This window comes from Pseudovibrio sp. WM33, from assembly GCF_001623165.1.
Taxonomy (GTDB): Bacteria; Pseudomonadota; Alphaproteobacteria; order Rhizobiales; family Stappiaceae; genus Pseudovibrio.
In genome coordinates, this window is record NZ_LMCK01000016.1 from 20848 (window position 1) to 37234 (window position 16387).

The 16387-nt window shown below is 51.1% G+C and carries 12 protein-coding genes; 3 read left to right on the forward strand and 9 right to left on the reverse strand.

Annotated features, from left to right (window positions below):
* Positions 1 to 28: 28 nt before the first annotated feature.
* The gene (purU, locus tag PsWM33_RS04020) at positions 29 to 886 is read right to left on the reverse strand and encodes a formyltetrahydrofolate deformylase (RefSeq protein ID WP_063299309.1); all 858 of its coding nucleotides are present in this window, start codon (positions 884 to 886) and stop codon (positions 29 to 31) included.
* A 474-nt stretch (positions 887 to 1360) separates the two neighbouring features.
* On the opposite strand from purU, the gene PsWM33_RS04030 reads away from it, so the two are divergent.
* Positions 1361 to 2398, forward strand: a complete 1038-nt coding sequence (locus tag PsWM33_RS04030; protein WP_063299311.1) for a GlxA family transcriptional regulator — start codon at positions 1361 to 1363, stop codon at positions 2396 to 2398.
* 68 nt (positions 2399 to 2466) lie between these two features.
* On the opposite strand, the gene PsWM33_RS04035 is transcribed toward PsWM33_RS04030, so the two are convergent.
* The 7 genes from PsWM33_RS04035 to PsWM33_RS04065 all read right to left on the reverse strand — a co-directional run bounded on the left by PsWM33_RS04035 (position 2467) and on the right by PsWM33_RS04065 (position 12442).
* On the reverse strand, positions 2467 to 4113 hold the full coding sequence (locus PsWM33_RS04035; RefSeq protein WP_063299312.1) for a BCCT family transporter: 1647 nt from the start codon (positions 4111 to 4113) through the stop codon (positions 2467 to 2469).
* A 133-nt stretch (positions 4114 to 4246) separates the two neighbouring features.
* A complete protein-coding gene (locus tag PsWM33_RS04040; RefSeq protein ID WP_063288614.1) occupies positions 4247 to 5377 on the reverse strand; it encodes a hybrid-cluster NAD(P)-dependent oxidoreductase in 1131 nt (376 codons plus the stop codon).
* Positions 5374 to 6648: an aromatic ring-hydroxylating oxygenase subunit alpha gene (locus PsWM33_RS04045; RefSeq protein WP_063299313.1), complete on the reverse strand. Its 1275-nt coding sequence runs from the start codon at positions 6646 to 6648 to the stop codon at positions 5374 to 5376. Before PsWM33_RS04045 ends, PsWM33_RS04040 begins: the two co-directional genes overlap by 4 nt.
* 701 nt (positions 6649 to 7349) lie before the next feature.
* Complete coding sequence (locus PsWM33_RS04050; protein WP_063299314.1) at positions 7350 to 7862, reverse strand: sarcosine oxidase subunit gamma; 513 nt, start codon at positions 7860 to 7862, stop codon at positions 7350 to 7352.
* Between the two features lie 13 nt (positions 7863 to 7875).
* Positions 7876 to 10878, reverse strand: coding sequence for a sarcosine oxidase subunit alpha (locus PsWM33_RS04055; RefSeq protein ID WP_063299315.1), 3003 nt, complete (start codon positions 10876 to 10878; stop codon positions 7876 to 7878).
* Positions 10859 to 11176, reverse strand: coding sequence for a sarcosine oxidase subunit delta (locus tag PsWM33_RS04060; protein WP_063299316.1), 318 nt, complete (start codon positions 11174 to 11176; stop codon positions 10859 to 10861). Before PsWM33_RS04060 ends, PsWM33_RS04055 begins: the two co-directional genes overlap by 20 nt.
* A gap of 12 nt (positions 11177 to 11188) precedes the next feature.
* A complete protein-coding gene (locus PsWM33_RS04065) occupies positions 11189 to 12442 on the reverse strand; it encodes a sarcosine oxidase subunit beta family protein (protein ID WP_063299343.1) in 1254 nt (417 codons plus the stop codon).
* Positions 12443 to 12540: 98 nt separating this feature from the next.
* Between PsWM33_RS04065 and PsWM33_RS04070 the strand changes: the two genes are divergently transcribed.
* The gene (locus tag PsWM33_RS04070; RefSeq protein ID WP_063299317.1) at positions 12541 to 13536 is read left to right on the forward strand and encodes a GlxA family transcriptional regulator; all 996 of its coding nucleotides are present in this window, start codon (positions 12541 to 12543) and stop codon (positions 13534 to 13536) included.
* Between the two features lie 511 nt (positions 13537 to 14047).
* A complete protein-coding gene (locus PsWM33_RS04075; RefSeq protein WP_244272535.1) occupies positions 14048 to 15217 on the forward strand; it encodes an amidohydrolase in 1170 nt (389 codons plus the stop codon).
* Positions 15218 to 15287: 70 nt separating this feature from the next.
* Here PsWM33_RS04075 and PsWM33_RS04080 read toward each other — a convergent pair whose 3' ends face one another.
* Positions 15288 to 16247, reverse strand: coding sequence for a LysR family transcriptional regulator (locus PsWM33_RS04080; protein WP_063296892.1), 960 nt, complete (start codon positions 16245 to 16247; stop codon positions 15288 to 15290).
* Positions 16248 to 16387 lie beyond the last annotated feature (140 nt).

The following is a 16387-nucleotide window of genomic DNA, read 5'->3' on the forward strand; positions in this document are numbered from 1 at the left end:
AGCAGTGTTGGGTGTGGGGAAGTGGCCGCTAAGAGGTAAAGACCACCGTGCTGTTGTTGTTCAGCATGACGCGGCCCTCCAGATGAAATTTGACGGCTCGTGCAAGAACGCGGGATTCAATATCCCGGCCTGCGGCCACAAAATCTTCAGCCGTCATGCCATGCGTCACCCGTTCAGTTTCCTGCTCGATGATCGGACCTTCATCCAGATCCGGCGTCACATAATGAGCGGTCGCACCAATCAGCTTCACTCCGCGATCATGAGCCTGATGATAAGGCTTTGCCCCTTTGAAGCTTGGCAGGAATGAATGGTGGATGTTGATGATCATGCCAAAGAACTTGCTGGACATCTCATCGCTCAGCACCTGCATGTAGCGCGCAAGGATAACCAGTTCCGCATTTGTTTTTTCAATAAGATCACTCAGCCTGGCTTCCTGCTCAAGCTTGTTCGCCTTGGTGATAGGCCAGTGATAAAACGGGATACCTTCATGGTCCGCAACGCCTTTGCTGTCCGCGTGGTTGGACACAATGGCGACAACATCGGCATCAAGCCAGCCCACTTTGATCTGGTAAAGCAGATGCAGCAGCGCATGGTCAAATCTGGAGACCATGATGATGACCTTGGGACGACGTGAGAAATCTTCCACCTTCAGCCGCATTTTAAACCGGTCAACGGCGGGTGACAGGGCCAGCTCAAGAGCTGCTCTGTCGATGTGCTCCGGCACACGCACGGCAACCCGCAGGAAGAACTGGTTTGTCTTGCGATCACAAAACTGGTTCGCCTCAACAATATTTGCACCGCGAGCAGCCAGGGCTGACGTCACTGTCGAGACAATGCCCGGTTGATCCACACAGGTGAAGCGAAGGATGAAGGATGTATCACTCACTGAAACAGGTCTCTCCCAATCAAAATCCCAAATGAAACAAAGCGTTTCGCTGAACTCTTTGCGTCTTCAAACTATCAATTTGGAGAGGTTTTACGCTCAGAAATAGGAGATTTGCGTCAGATAGGGATTACCCCTACGACATTTAATTGAGCATCCATCAACACATCACGTCTGATCAATTTTTATGCGAGTGCAGATGGAATGCGTAGCCAAGCTGACTCAAATTAAGTATAAATACTGCATGGGCTTAAGCGTGGTCGCCAAAGCCCATAAATCCGGCCTCCTGACACGGGTTAGGAGACTGGGCACTCTGACGAAACTCGAGAAAGACGCAGGCCAGCATGGTCAGACCAGCTGGAAAAATACGCAGCTGAAGACACGCTAAAACTGACCTGGATTGGATGGGCTCAGGCCGCAGACAGGCAATGTAATCATTGCAGTTTGTCGGTCTGAATATAAAGAGAAGCATCTCGTATGACACAGGCACTATCGCATCCGACCAACGCTTTGCGTACTCCAGTTTCCAAGCAGGAGAAGACCCGTCTTTCTGTTGGGTTCATTCTCGCCAAACGCTTCACCCTTTGCGCATTTGCCAACTTCGTCGATGTCCTGCGCCTCGCGGCAGATGAGGGTGATCGAAGTCGCCCGATCCTGTGCAATTGGACCGTCCTGTCAGACACCATGGACCCGATCCCATCCAGCAGCGGCGTTTCCGTTCACCCTAAAGAGCGACTAGGAGATCCGCGACGTTTCAACTACATCGTTGTTGTGGGCGGTCTCATTGATGAGAGCACGGAATTCAGCCCGGCCTATCAAAACTTTCTGAAAGAAGCTGCCGCCGCCGGAATTCCCCTTGTGGGCGTGTGCACCGGTGCGTTCCTGCTTCATCGGTCCGGACTGCTGGACGGCTACAAAAGCTGCGTCAGCTGGTTCAGCCATTCTGATTTCAAAGAGCAATTTGATGGCCTTGATCCGGTGACCGATCAGATTTTCGTCGTTGATCGTGACCGTCTCACCTGCGCAGGCGGTGTAAGTTCTGCCCATCTTGCTGCGTATCTGGTGGATAAACATGTAGGCCGCGCACATGCCAATAAAAGCCTGCACATCATGATCATTGATGACGCCCATCAGGCCGAAAAGCCTCAACCCGGCATCCCGCTTGATCTGAAAACACAAAACCCGATTGTACAGCGTGCCTTGCACATCATGCAGCAAAACATCGACACGCCGATCTCCATTCAGGAAATTGCGCAGCGCATGGGCAAGAGCAAGCGCCAGATAGAACGATACTTCCGCCTGTCTTTGGAAACATCACCACAGGTCGCATTTCTCAATATTCGGCTGGATTTTGCGCGTCACCTGATCGAGAAAAGCCAGAAATCTGTTGCGCAAATTGCGGTTGATTGCGGCTTCTGCGATTCATCCCACCTCAGCCGCATGTTCCGCCGCCGTTACGGCTGTACGCCGCAGGTCTTACGACGCGTCTCTGTGACGGAAGAGAAAGTCGCCTAAAAAAATGCCGCCGAACCTGAAAGGTCGCGGCGGCATTAAAAGTTAAGAGGCTAAGTTATCTCGATAACCTAGCGCGGCTCGCTTGCAAGTCCTCTCCAAATCGCAACACACATGATAAGCAAGACGATTGTGAAAGGCAGTCCGGTGGAGATCACCATGGACTGCAAAGACTTCAGTCCGCCTGCAGAAAGCAGCAGCACAATCGCAATCAGGCCTTCAAACAGACACCAGAACACACGCTGAGGAACCGGCGCATCCACTTTGCCGCCTGCAGCAATAGTATCAATCACCAAAGAACCTGAATCGGAAGAGGTGACAAAGAAGACGATCACAAGCACGATACCGACAAAGCTTGTGATTGTTGCCCATGGCATAGCTTCCAGCATTGTGAACAGTTGAACTGGTAACGCAGCTTCCTGAACAGCAGTGTAGCCATCATTGACGATCTGGTTGATCGCAGCACCACCAAAGATGGACATCCAAAGCACGCATACCAATGATGGAATGAGCAGAACGCTAATCAGGAACTCACGAACAGTACGACCACGGCTGACACGCGCGATGAACATGCCCACGAAAGGTGACCAGGAAATCCACCAAGCCCAGTAGAAGGACGTCCAACCCTGCATGAAGTTGACATCTTCACGACCAACCGGGCTGGAAAGTGCAGGAAGATACTGCAAATAAGCGCCGAGGAAGTTCAGAGCATCTGGCAGCAAGATCAGGCCCGGACCCGCAATAACAACAAAGAGCACCAGCAGAGCAGCCAGTCCCATGTTGATTTCGGAAAGCAGCTTCACACCCGCTTCAAGGCCGCGCACAACGGAGACGAGCGCAATCGCAGTGATTGCAGCAATCAGTATGACCTGCCATGTACTGTCAATTGGCATGCCAAACAACTTGTTGAGGCCGGAGTTCGCCTGAACAGCGCCCAGGCCAAGAGATGTGGCGAGACCAAACAGGGTTGCGAAAACGGCAAGAATATCGATGATATGTCCCGGCCAACCCCAAACACGTTCGCCGAAAATCGGATAAAAAGCAGAGCGGATTGTCAGCGGCAAGCCTCTGTTGTAGCTGAAGAACGCAAGGCTCAATCCAACAACAGCATAAATCGCCCATGGGTGTAGACCCCAGTGGAAGATAGAGGCAGCCATACCCAGACGGATCGCTTCTTCCTGTGTGGCAGCTGCACCAAGCGGCGCCCAATCGGTTCGCACGCCATCAGCACCAACAGTTGTACCACCCAGTGAGGAGGCGAAGTGGCTGATCGGTTCAGAAACACCGTAGAACATCAACCCGATGCCCATACCAGCTGCAAACAGCATGGAGAACCAGCTCAGATAGCTGAAATCTGGCGTAGCTCCCTTACCACCAAGGCGCACTTTGCCGTAAGGGCTCACCACGATTACAAGGCAGAGGATAACAAAAATGTCGGCAGCGCCAATAAAGAACCAGTCAAAGCTCTTCGTGACAGTAGAAAAGAGCGTGCTGAAAACGGAGTTTGCTTGCTCTGGCAAAAGTAAGGTGTAGGCAACAAATGCAACGACAGCTAAAGCTGAAATAGCGAATACTGGATTGTGAATGTCAAACCCAATGGGTCCAAATTTTCCTTCAATGTTATCTTGGCCAAGACTGTAATCCGAGTCTGCCATATCGTCCGATGGACTATCCATAATATCCGCCGGAGGCCGGTCGGAATTGCGTAAATCAGTCATGAAGCTTCTCCTGTGTTGGACCGTTTATCTTGTGGTCAGGAGAGATCCTTGGGCTGGACCCTTCTTATCGTTCTTATTGATTTAGATACACTTTTTTATTGTCACTTATCAATGGATGGGGGAGTGCCAAACACTAAAGGTCCACTTCAATGTCTGACAAAGGTGTTGTGCAGCAAATCAGGATTTTACCCTGATCAATTTCCCGTTTTCGAATGCCTCCGCCATGTTGCATGTCGGTTTCACCCGAAACCAGTTGAGATTTGCATGTACCACAAATACCGCGTTGGCAGGATGCCATCGGTAAAATGCCAGCTTCACGCGCAGCAGAAAGGATTGTCATGCCCGGCCCACACTCAACCACGTGTCCGGTCTTGGTGAAGGTGACCCGATAGGTTTGGTCACTGATTTCCGGCGCAGAAATCTGATCCTCAAAGGTACCAGCTGTCTCAGCCCCAAAGTCAAAGCTTTCTTCATGGTAGTTAGCCATGTCGAAGCCTGCTTCCTGCAGCATGTTTTGCACACCTTCCATGAAACGGGCAGGGCCGCAACATAGGATCTTCCTGTCTTTAAAGTCTGGCGACATAAGTGACAGCATCTGAAGGCTCAAACGACCTTCAAACCCGCTCCAGCTGTTGTATCCAGATGTCGTGCTGCAAGTAAAAGAGAGCTTGAAGGCAGGGTTTTGTGCAGCCAGCAACTCCAGTTCATGTCTAAAGATGATATCCGCAGGTGTGCGTGCAGCATGAATAAAATGCAGATCTGTCGGCTCTGCAAGATCGCAAGCCGTGCGGGTCATCGACATCATGGGGGTGATGCCACTGCCTGCTGAAATGAATAACAGCTTCTCTTCCTGCGTGGCATCCGTGGTGAACTCACCAGCAGGGCCAGAGACATTCACTTCCTTGCCCGGCAGCATGTTGTCCAAAAGCCAGTTGGAGCCCGGACCACCCGGCACCCGTTTGACCGTGATCTCAACACGATAGGGCCGCGCAGCAGAAGCGGAAATTGTGTAACTGCGCATGATCATGCCTTCAACCGGAAGCTCGAAGGTCATGTGCTGGCCGGGATAGAACCTGAAAACCCGAGGCTCACGTGCAGAAAACAGGAACGTCTTCACATCATGCGTTTCCTGCCGCACTTGTCGGCAGACTAAAACATCATCCACCTCCGGATCCCACATGGGGATCCGGGTCGCTTCGGTGAAGTGTTCTTCATCGTAGTCCGTGACGGTCTTCAGATCATCAAAAGTTACGTTCTGAGTCATGCGTCCGCCATTTCAACATCACCGGCAGGCATATGCGCTTTGTGGCGTTCAATATACCACTCACAAAGGGCTTCCACATGAGGCTCAGTGTATTCCGAGTATGGGCCTTGCTCATAAGCAGGGTCTTCACTGCCAAGCTGTGCCAGACGCACCAGATCCGCATCCTGCTGGTTGGTCATCATCCAAACCTGCTTCAGATTGTCGAGGTTATAATCCTCGCCCTCAATTGCATCCTTGTGCACCAACCAGGTGGTCCGCACCAGCGTACGATCCGGCGACAACGGGAAAGCTGCAAAGGTCACGATGTGATCACTCATGAAATGGTGCCAGGAGTTAGGATTATGCCAGAAGCTCAAACCACCAAGCTTGGCGTCCTTGAAGTTCCCAAGCAGCTTCTTACAGGCGATCTTGGTGTCCAGAGTGTGGGACTCGCCTTCGCCCATCAAAGGCAGGCGAATACAGCGGAAACTGGTGGCATTGGCCAGCTTGTCCACTTCAGCTGATGGCAACCCGGCAGCCTCCCAGCGCTTGTGCTCGCTCTCAAGCAAAGACAGATATTTGTTAACGTCCGCAGTCCGCCGCTCATCCATTTCATCAGGCGAAAAGCCAAAACCGAACTCGGAGAGTGGAACGGTGAGCTGCGGATGAGTACCTTCGCAGTGATAACACTCACGGTTGTTCTCAAGCGTCAGCTTCCAGTTGCCTTCTTCAATCAGATCAGTCGTGTAGGCCACCTTACAGTTGGCAATATCATGAGGCGCAATATAGGTCTCCATGATCTGCGCCATCTCTTCAATGTCTTCCGGAGGGTTCTCCGCAAGACAAATGAAGATGAGACCTGCAATTGAGCGTACATGAACGGTCTTCAGACCATGGCAGGTCTTATCGAAGTCCTTGCCCATATGCTCGGCTAGAATGAGTTCACCATCCTCATTGTAGGTCCACCCATGATACCGGCAAACAATGTTGCCGATTGTGGCCTCAGGCTCATCAATGAGCTTAGCACCACGATGTCGGCAGATATTGTGAAAGCCGCGGATATACATGTCATCACCGCGCAACAGCAGGACGGATGTCTTTCCGATTTCAACAGTAATGCAATCGCCCGGTTCCGGAAGCTGAGGTTCAACAGCGACGAAAATCCAGTGTTTGCGAAAGAAAACTTCCATGTCCAGATCAAGAATGTCGGGAGCACTATAGAAGGGGGCGTTGAGGCTTTTGCCCTTTTCGCGGTGAGCTATAAGATCTTGAATGTAAGACGGAACGCTCATGTTCAGATACCTCGGCTTAAAATGATGCCTGGGAAGATGACGGGTGCAGGTTGCTGAGATGATCAGGTGTCAGACCTGATCGTGAAGAACAAGTCGATAGAACGTCAATCACTTCAGTATGAAGTGATTTGGAATTAGCGTGCTTGTAAAGAGGCTTAGCGTAGTTTGTTAAAGAAAATTCAGAGAACACCAAAGAGGCATGACTTGAATTCAGCCACACATGATCAAAACCGGTGGAATGAACTGAAGATGGCTCCGCACAGACGAGCCTGGAGTTCGTCGATTTGCGGCAAGGCCTGTGTTTCGCACAAGCATTGGAAAATGCTGACTGATACACTTTAAGCCTCCCTCTTACAGTGTGACAGTTCTCTAAAATTTCATGGGCAGTTTCTTTGCGTCAGGCCCGTGAAACTCGAGAGTAATCAGGAAATCTAGTTCGAATTAATCTCATGGAGGCAGGAAGTTTGAGGCACATTGACAGTAAAAATGCGACGCCTCTACGTTGCTCCCGCTGCAAATTCAAGACAGCCTCAACCACACGGTGAATTGGTAGGTTGAATGAGTGAGATTCTGGGGAGAAATGCTGCAGAAAATGCTTAGGTGTCTGATGAAAACATCAGGTTGATCCGCAGGAAGTATGAGCAAAAGCTCAAATAAAATTGAAGAGAGGCAGGATAAATGCGCTCAAGAAAAATGCGGCCCTAAAGGCCGCATTCAAACTCCGCAACAGCGACTGTCAGCAGCCCCATTACATGGGGCACAAACGATCGCCAAACATCCAGTCGAAACTGGTTTTGCTCTTCTCGTGTCAGGATCACCTGCACACTATCAAATATAGTCCGCACCCCGCGACCACTCTTCAGCTCTGCAAGGTTTCGTGGACAGGACGTAGAGAGCAGCTCCTCAGCTTCAGGACCTGAAATCCGGATACTGACTTCCCGACTGGAAATGTCTGTCAGGCTATGAACTGCGTCCGGATAGATCGCAGCCAATGATTGCTCGATTTCTGAACGCGCCTCCATTGGGCAGGTCAGCATCCACTCATCCGGCCCCAATTTGAGGGCAGTCATGTCGCCTGAATGAGCGCTCTCGCTGATGGATGAGGGCAGCTCAAAACCGAGTGCTTTTGACATAGCAACGGTGTTTTCACGCTTACAACGCAAACTAAAACGGCCCATTGCTGGCAGTGTTTCGACTGTACTATTGAAAGCCATGTGTGCCACTCCCTTACATCTTAATCCGGTCGCCATCAGGATCGTAAAACACGGTCCCGTTGACAGTTGCACGATGGGTCTGACCTGGCATTGGAATATCTATTGAGGTGCTATTCCGCTCAAAACCACCTTCAATCAAAGCCATAGCAATGGAACGCCCCAGTGCTTCACTCCAGTACGAAGACGTCACATGCCCCAACATCTTAGCAGGGATAGCAGTGTCACCGCTCTCAACAATCTGAGCACCTTCCTCCAGCACAACACTTGGATCTTCCGTCAAAAGACCAACCAGTTGCTTTCGGTTTGGCAACAGCATATCAGGCCGCGTCAAGGAACGCTTGCCGACAAAGTCTGGCTTCTTCTTGCCAATGGCCCAGGTCAGGCCTGCATCCGCTGGCGTAACAGTGCCATCGGTGTCCTGCCCAACAATGATAAAGCCTTTTTCTGCCCGCAAAACATGCATAGTTTCAGTGCCATAGACACACATGTCGTACTTCTTGCCTTCCTGATAAAGCATCTCCCAAAGCGCGCGCCCATGCTCAGATGGAACGTTCACTTCAAAACCCAGTTCACCAGTAAAGCTGACGCGGAAGAGACGCGCTTCAAAACCACCCACAGTGCACTCACGAAGCGCCATATGCGGGAAAGCTTCAGCAGAAAGATCTGTACTTTTCACGAATGGTTCCAGCACCTTACGAGCATTTGGTCCATTCAGTGCAATGGTTGACCATTGCTCGGTCGTAGATGTGAGCCACACATCCAGATCCGGCCATTCAGTCTGTAAAAAGTGCTCCATCATGGCCAAAACCCTAGCAGCACCGCCAGTCGTGGTCGTCACATGGAAGCGATCTTCACTGATCCGCCCGATAACACCATCATCCCGAATGAAACCATCTTCACCCAGAAGCAGACCATAGCGACACCGACCTGATGCCAGCTTTGTCCATGGATTGGTATACATCCGGTTCATAAACTCGGCAGCATCCGGCCCGACAACTTCAATCTTGCCGAGAGTAGAGGCATCAAACATGCCGACAGAAGCACGCGTTTCTCTGCATTCCCGCGCCACCGCCGCGTGCATATCTTCACCAGCCTTGGGGTAATACCACGCACGGCGCCACAAGGAGACCGGCTCAAACACAGCACCGTTCGCTTCCGCCCAACTATCAATGTTGGTCTTGCGCGTTACTTCAAACAGCTCGTCCTTGTGATAGCCGGCAAACGTTCCAAATGTCGTGGGTGTATAAGGCGGACGGAATGTAGTCAGGCCAACCTTGGGAGTAGGGCGCCCAAGTTCATTAGCAGCGATCTTCAAACCGTTCATGTTTGACATCTTGCCCTGATCGGTCGCCATGCCATTGGTCGTAAAGCGTTTTACGTGCTCAATGGAGAGCATACCTTCGCGCACAGCAAGGCGAATATCCTTGGCTGTCACATCGTTCTGAAAGTCCACAAAAGCCCGGCGTGCCAGCTTGTCATCGTTGCTTGGCAGCTCTTCCATAACAATACCGGAACCAGCGCGATCCCCATCAACATCAACGGAAAGACCTGGAGCATTCTGCCCCAATGAAGTCAAAGCTTGCTGAGCTGCATGCACACCATCATCAAAAGCGGCCTGCTGGCTCCATAACCCACGCCCACCACCAGCGATATGGCACCGTTCGGTCCGCTCACCAGGCAAGAAGACTTCGTTCTCTTCATCCCAATGCAAACTGCCTTTGGTATGAGAGAACAAGTGAAGGGATGGGGTCCACCCACCACTCATCAAAACTGCATCGCAAGGGATGGAAATGATGTCAGTAACGTGTTGTTCGCCAGAAATTCTGCCGACTTTCACCCCGGAGACGCGCTTTGTCCCGCTTACTGACGTTACACTGTGGCCCACCTTCGTTGAGATACCGCGTTTTTGGGCCTCGTATTGCAAGTAGTCATTCACAGTGGTGCGCACATCAATAATCGCGGGGATTTTCACACCTGCATCAGCAAGGTCAAAGGCGGCGTACCAGGCTGAATCGTGGGAAGTAACCACAACAGCAGCATTGCCAACCTTCACGCCATAGCGGTTGAGATAGGTCTGCGCCGCACCTGCCATCATCACACCGGGGCGATCATTGCCATCAAACACCAACGGGCGTTCAAGTGCACCTTGAGCAAGAATGACCTCTTGCGCCCGAATACGCCACATCCGTTCTCGTGGAGCATTTGCAGGCGGGTTCTCCATGTGATCTGTGAGCTTTTCAGCAACGCCCACCATGTTCTCATGGTAATAGCCAATAGCAGTCGCACGGGTCATGATGCGAACGTTGTTGCAGGCTTCAAGCTCAGCAATAACTGCTGCAAGCCAGCTCTCGGTGTTCTTCCCATCAATGGCGGATGGAGCTTCCGAAAGTAGAGAGCCTCCAAGCTCCCGGTTCTCATCGACAAGGACCACATCAGTTCCATTGCGAGCCGCCGTTAAAGCCGCAGCAAGCCCAGCAGGCCCAGCACCAACAATCAGCAGTTCCGTATGCAGATAGCGCGAGGCATAGGTGTCAGCATCCGGTTCGGTTGGGGAGACGCCCAATCCGGCAGACGCGCGGATAACAGGCTCATAAACCTTGTCCCAGAAGCTCTTTGGCCACATGAAGGTCTTGTAGTAGAACCCGGCTGCAAACAGCTTGTGGAGCTTGTCGTTCACAGCACCCACATCAAAGTTCAGGCTCGGCCACTTATTCTGGCTAACAGTGGTCAGCCCTTCGTAAAGCTCCTGAACAGTAGCGCGGGTATTCGGTTCAAAGCGACCTGCACCAGAGCGGGACGTTCCAATCAACGCGTTAGGTTCTTCTGATCCGGCTGTCACAGGACCACGCGGACGGTGATATTTAAACGAGCGCCCCATAAGATGAACGCCGTTGGCAAGCAGGGCAGAGGCAACCGTATCGCCTTCATATCCTTGGTAGGAAACGCCATCAAAAGTGAAGCGAACACGCTTTTCGCGATTGATGCGGCCTTTGCCGTCAACTCTCCAGTTGTTCATTGTTCTCTTCACCTTCTGCGTGGCTAGTCGGGCAGGCCTGTCCAATCTCATAGGTGGCGATGAATTTGTCGCTCACAGTGTTCCGCAGAGCGTTGAAATAACGCCCACAACCATGTGAGTGTCGCCATTGCTCGGCATGATCTCCGCGTACATTAGAGCGAATGAACAGATAGTCGCGCCATTCAGCATCTGTTTGCTCAGCTGGGTTTTCCGGGCGTGCAATATGCGCTTGCTCGGCATATTCAAATTCCAGCTCAGGCAACTTTTCCTTGCAATAAGGACAGTGGATTAAGAGCATCAGGCTGCCTCCTTAGTGCGCCACGGCAGCAGCAGCTGCTTCATCAATCAAACGACCTGTTTCAAAACGCGAGAGCGTGAACGGCGCATTGATAGGGTGAGGTTCATCTTTTGCAATTGTGTGCGCAAAAACATGCGCAGAGCCCGGCGTCGCCTTGAAGCCGCCCGTACCCCAACCACAATTGAGGTAGAGGCCTTGTACAGGGGTCTTTCCAAGGATTGGAGAACGGTCAGGCGTCACATCAACCACACCGCCCCATTTGCGCAGCATGCGCATACGGCGGAAAATCGGGAACACTTCGCAGATGGCAGCAAGCGTATGCTCTATCAACGGCAAGCCACCGCGTTGAGAATAAGAAACGTACTGATCAGTTCCAGAACCAATCACCAGCTCGCCCTTGTCAGACTGGCTGATGTAGGCGTGTACACTGTTGGACATCACCACTTGGGGGAAGATCGGCTTGACGGGTTCAGAGACAAGTGCCTGAAGAGGGTAGCTTTCAAGAGGAAGCTGTACACCGGCAGTATCCATCACCACAGACGTTCCGCCAGCTGCAGAAACCGCGATCTTTTTAGCCTTCACAAAACCACGTGCAGTTTGAAGGCCTGTGACAGATCCGTCTGCTCCTCGTTCGATAGAAAGAACCGGACAGTTCTGAATAATATCAACGCCTCTTGCCGCAGCAGCGCGTGCATATCCCCAAGCCACCGCGTCATGACGTGCAGTACCGCCACGTTGCTGAAACGCGGCTCCCATCACCGGATAACGTGCGTTGGCCGCGATATTGAGGGGCGGACACTTTTCTTTGGCCTGTTCAGGAGTGAGCCAGACATTATCAACGCCGTTCAAACGATTGGAGTGGATGTGACGCTTGAAGCTCTGCACATCATGAACGTTGTGCGCCAGCATCATTACACCGCGCTGCGAGAACATGACGTTGTAGTTCAGGTCCTGACTAAGCCCATCCCATAGATCTACGGCATGGTCATAAAGGCGCGCACTTTCATCATAAAGGTAGTTTGAGCGAATGATTGTCGTATTCCGGCCGGTGTTGCCGCCGCCAAGCCAGCCCTTGTCAATCACCGCCACATTGGTGATGCCATGTTCTTTTGCCAGATAGTAGGCGGCCCCAAGGCCATGCCCACCGGCACCTACGATAATAACGTCATATTCGCTTTTCAGCTCAGCGTCAGGCCATTGCGGCTCAACGTTTTTATAGCCTGTGAGCGCTCCTTTCAGGAGCGACATTGCGGAAAATTTTGACAAGGCTACCTCCTTGGAATTCAAGAGAGTTTGCCTGCTATGCAAAATTGTGTATGGTACTCTTGCGAATATTATGAGGTATTTTTGCGCAGGAGGCGCTGGTGGAGAACGTAATACGGACCAATCGGCAGTCCCGTCCAGCGCTCAATGTTGGCTTCATTCTGGCCAACCGGTTCACATTGTCGGCCTTCGCCAGCTTTATTGATGTCCTGCGCCTTTCTGCCGATGAAGGAGACAGCAGCAGACCAATCCTATGCAGTTGGAGTGTCATTGCGCCTGATATGGAACCCATCCGAGCCAGTTGTGGTGTTCGCATCCATCCTGATACCAACTTGATCGACCCAGCTCATTTTGATTACCTAGTGGTTGTTGGAGGTTTGATCGACCACATTGAGCGTTTGGATCGCCGCTATGTTGAGTATCTGAAATCTGCTGTGGCGAAGGATGTCCCATTGATAGGCCTGTGTACTGGCAGCTTTATCTTGCATCGTGCCGGATTAATGAACGGATATAAATGTTGTGTGAGCTGGTTTCACCGGACGGATTTCCTGGAGCAATTTGACGGGCTGGAGCCAGTCTCTGATCGCATTTTTGTCGTCGACCGGGATCGTATTTCCTGTTCAGGAGGCACAAGTGCAGTGCATGTCGCAGCCCATCTGGTTGAGCGTCATGTCGGCCTGCGGCAAGCGCGCAAGAGCCTTCATATTCTGATGGTGGATGAAGCTCAGGATGACAGCAAAGCCCAGCCGTTCCTGCCCACGTCGCTCAAAGCGAAAGATAATCTGGTTCAACGGGCAGTGCTGATGATGCAGCAGGAAACAGAGAACTTGCGCAGCATTGAACAGCTCTGCAAGATGTTAGGTGTTGGACGGCGCAGCCTTGAAATGAAATTCAAATCTGACCTCAGTAAATCCCCAGCCGAAGCGCTTAGTCATATAAGGGTAGAAGAAGCCAAACGCTTACTGGGGGAAACAGAAGCAACCATCACAAATGTTGCCATCCGGTCCGGCTTTTTTGATGCATCCCACTTTAACAAAGTCTTCCAGAAACACACTGGTCTGACCGCAAGTGCATATCGTAATTTCTTAGCCGCTTAAGAAGGCTTCTTCTTGAGCAGCGAACCCGCAAAGCCAAACAATCCTGCCCAGATAATTGAAGACAGCACTGTGAGGCAAATGCGCAGCAGGCCAGACATTTCTCCAAGAGGCACATCCAGCAGTCAACTGGCCGTAATAAAGGGGAACAAAAGAATATTCGCGAGTATTAGCGAGACCTGAAGGCCGATGAAAAACCCTAGAGGAACAGCAATCAGTCCGAATGCGGCCCCAAAAATGATGAAGATATAAATCATGGCCTCAATGAAGTATGCAGTTTGATAGTCTCATCATCTCATTTTATAAGCGCATAAAACAAACGAATTTGACTTTCACTTCACAGAATAAGAAATCAATATATTGAAGTTAGTTTTAAAACGAAAAACAAGTGATTTGATCGAAAAAATGACTAAGATTGAACTTTACTTGTAAAATATTTTTAATGAAAAGTAACTCAAAGTTTTGAATTTTCAATTTTTTGAGAATTTTTTCGATTGGAGAGGGAAGTCACATTTTGGACACGATCCAGTTCAAATTGAATGCTGAACAAATTGGTCATCTGACAGATATTCGGCAAACACTGCATAAAGCGCCGGAAGCTTCTGGTGAAGAAGAGCAAACTGGTCGCTTTATTGTTGAGCAATTCGAGCGGATTGGGGCTGATCGTATTGTTTCCGGGCTTGGCGGTTTTGGGGTGATTGCTGAGTATTGTGGTGCTGCAGATGGGCCAACTGTGATGATCCGGTGTGAGCTGGATGGGTTGCCCATTGAAGAGATCTCCGACGTTCCGTATCGCTCACAAACTCCGGGCCGTGGCCATCTGTGCGGGCATGACGGGCACATGACCATGGTTCTTGGTGTAGCTCATTTACTTGCCGCACAACGCCCGAAGCAAGGGCGTGTTGTGTTGATGTTCCAGCCAGCTGAAGAAACTGGAGCAGGGGCTGCGGCTGTGATTGAAGATCCGAACTTCGCAGAATTTCGACCAGATTTTGCGTTCTCGCTGCACAATTTGCCAGGGCGACCTTTGGGTGAAGTCAGCATCTGTCAGGAATATGCCAACTGCGCATCCCGTGGAATGCAGATCAACCTGCGTGGTAAAAGCTCGCATGCTGCCGCACCAGAAGATGGCCTTTCCCCGGCCTCGGCGATCTCCATGTTGATGGATCAGCTCGCAAAGCTCGGTGTTGGTGGGGAGATGAATGATCAATTCACACTCAGCACATTAACTCATGCTCGTTTAGGGGAACCAACGTTTGGGATTGCACCCGGTTTTGGGGAGCTGCGCGTCACACTGCGGTCCATCAGTGATGCCCTGATGGAAGATATGATTGCCCGAGCGCAAGAGGCTGTAGCGCAAGCAACACCTGATCTGGATGTTGCAATCACATGGCATGATATTTTCCTCGCCTGTGTCAATCACCCAGAAAGTCGTGAGCAGATTATTCAGGCAGCGAAGCGGATCGGCACTCCATTGAAAGAACTGGACTATCCGATGCGTTGGTCCGAGGATTTTGGTCGATTTGGATTGGATGGGGCAAAGTCTGCGATGTTCTTTTTGGGTTCTGGAGAAACCCAGCCACAACTGCACAATCCAGACTATGACTTCCCGGATGCACTGATACCAATCGGAGCAGAGCTATTCATAACGATCATTGAACAGCTTTTGGGACTTACTGACTAAGGCTTGTTCAACTAACTGTAGCTCCATCTCTCTCTGAGGTGGGGCGTTAGTTTTGGTCCAGCGATAAAACCTAGTTCAGATAGCTTCTGTCTTCCAGAGACACCTTTTTAATTTCGTCCCGCAGTATCTCAATAAACGCAGCCTCCGCTGCATTGTGCCGGGTCTTTGAGTTTGTGATGAGTGCAATGTCGTAGATCGGCAGGTCTGCAAAATCGGTAATGCGCCATAATCGCTTCGCCTCAACATAAGGCCGCGCCACATGGACCGGAAATGGCCCGACACCCACACCAATTTCGATCAATCGGCGCAACTCTTCCAAATGATAGGACCGGCCAACGGGTGAATGCTCAATGCCCAGTTTGTTGCGCGCCATGGCAAATTCACTCATTTCTCCGCCGGGTTCATCGGTTGGAAAAGTCACATAGGGCTCGTGCGCGAGCTCTTCCTTACGAATATCATCGCGCCCAAACAGCGGACTGAGCCGGCCACAATAAAGCGCAAATCTCTCGCGGTAGATAATCTCATAGGTCAGGCCAGGTTGACGGGCTGTGGTGAGGCCGATCCCACATGAAGCCGTTTTGCGCTTAACTTGCGTGACCACATCACCGCTTGTCGCAACCTTAATTGAGAGTGTTGCCTTAGGATGTGTCTTGTGAAACCGCACAAAAGCAGCATCAATCACAGGTGACTCGGCGTGGGTTCCCGTGGCGATAGAAACGTGTCCGGTCACATCCTCGCGCACGTCTTTCAGCACCGCTGCGATGCGTGAAACCCCGCTATAAATCTCCAAACATTCTTCATAGAGAAGCTGTCCGGCTTTGGTCAGTGAGAACTCACCTGCATTCCGATCTATCAGCACGCAATCAAACTGATTTTCCAGTCGTTTCAACGCGTTGGTGATTGCTGGCTGGGTTAGTAGCAGTCGTTTAGCAGCTTTAGTAACCCCTTTCTCCTCAACGATAATGAGAAAGGTATAAAGCAAGTTCCAGTCGAGGTTTCGACAGAAGCGTTCAAGAGAGGTTCGATTCATATGATATTACTCAAATTTATATCTACATTAAATATATGAACTTGCTTAATGCGTCTACTCTTGGTCCTATGAATTTATGAGTAGGTTGTTAGTTGCAGCAAAAAGGGGTAGCGCACACAACCAGCACTCGGCATACGCAA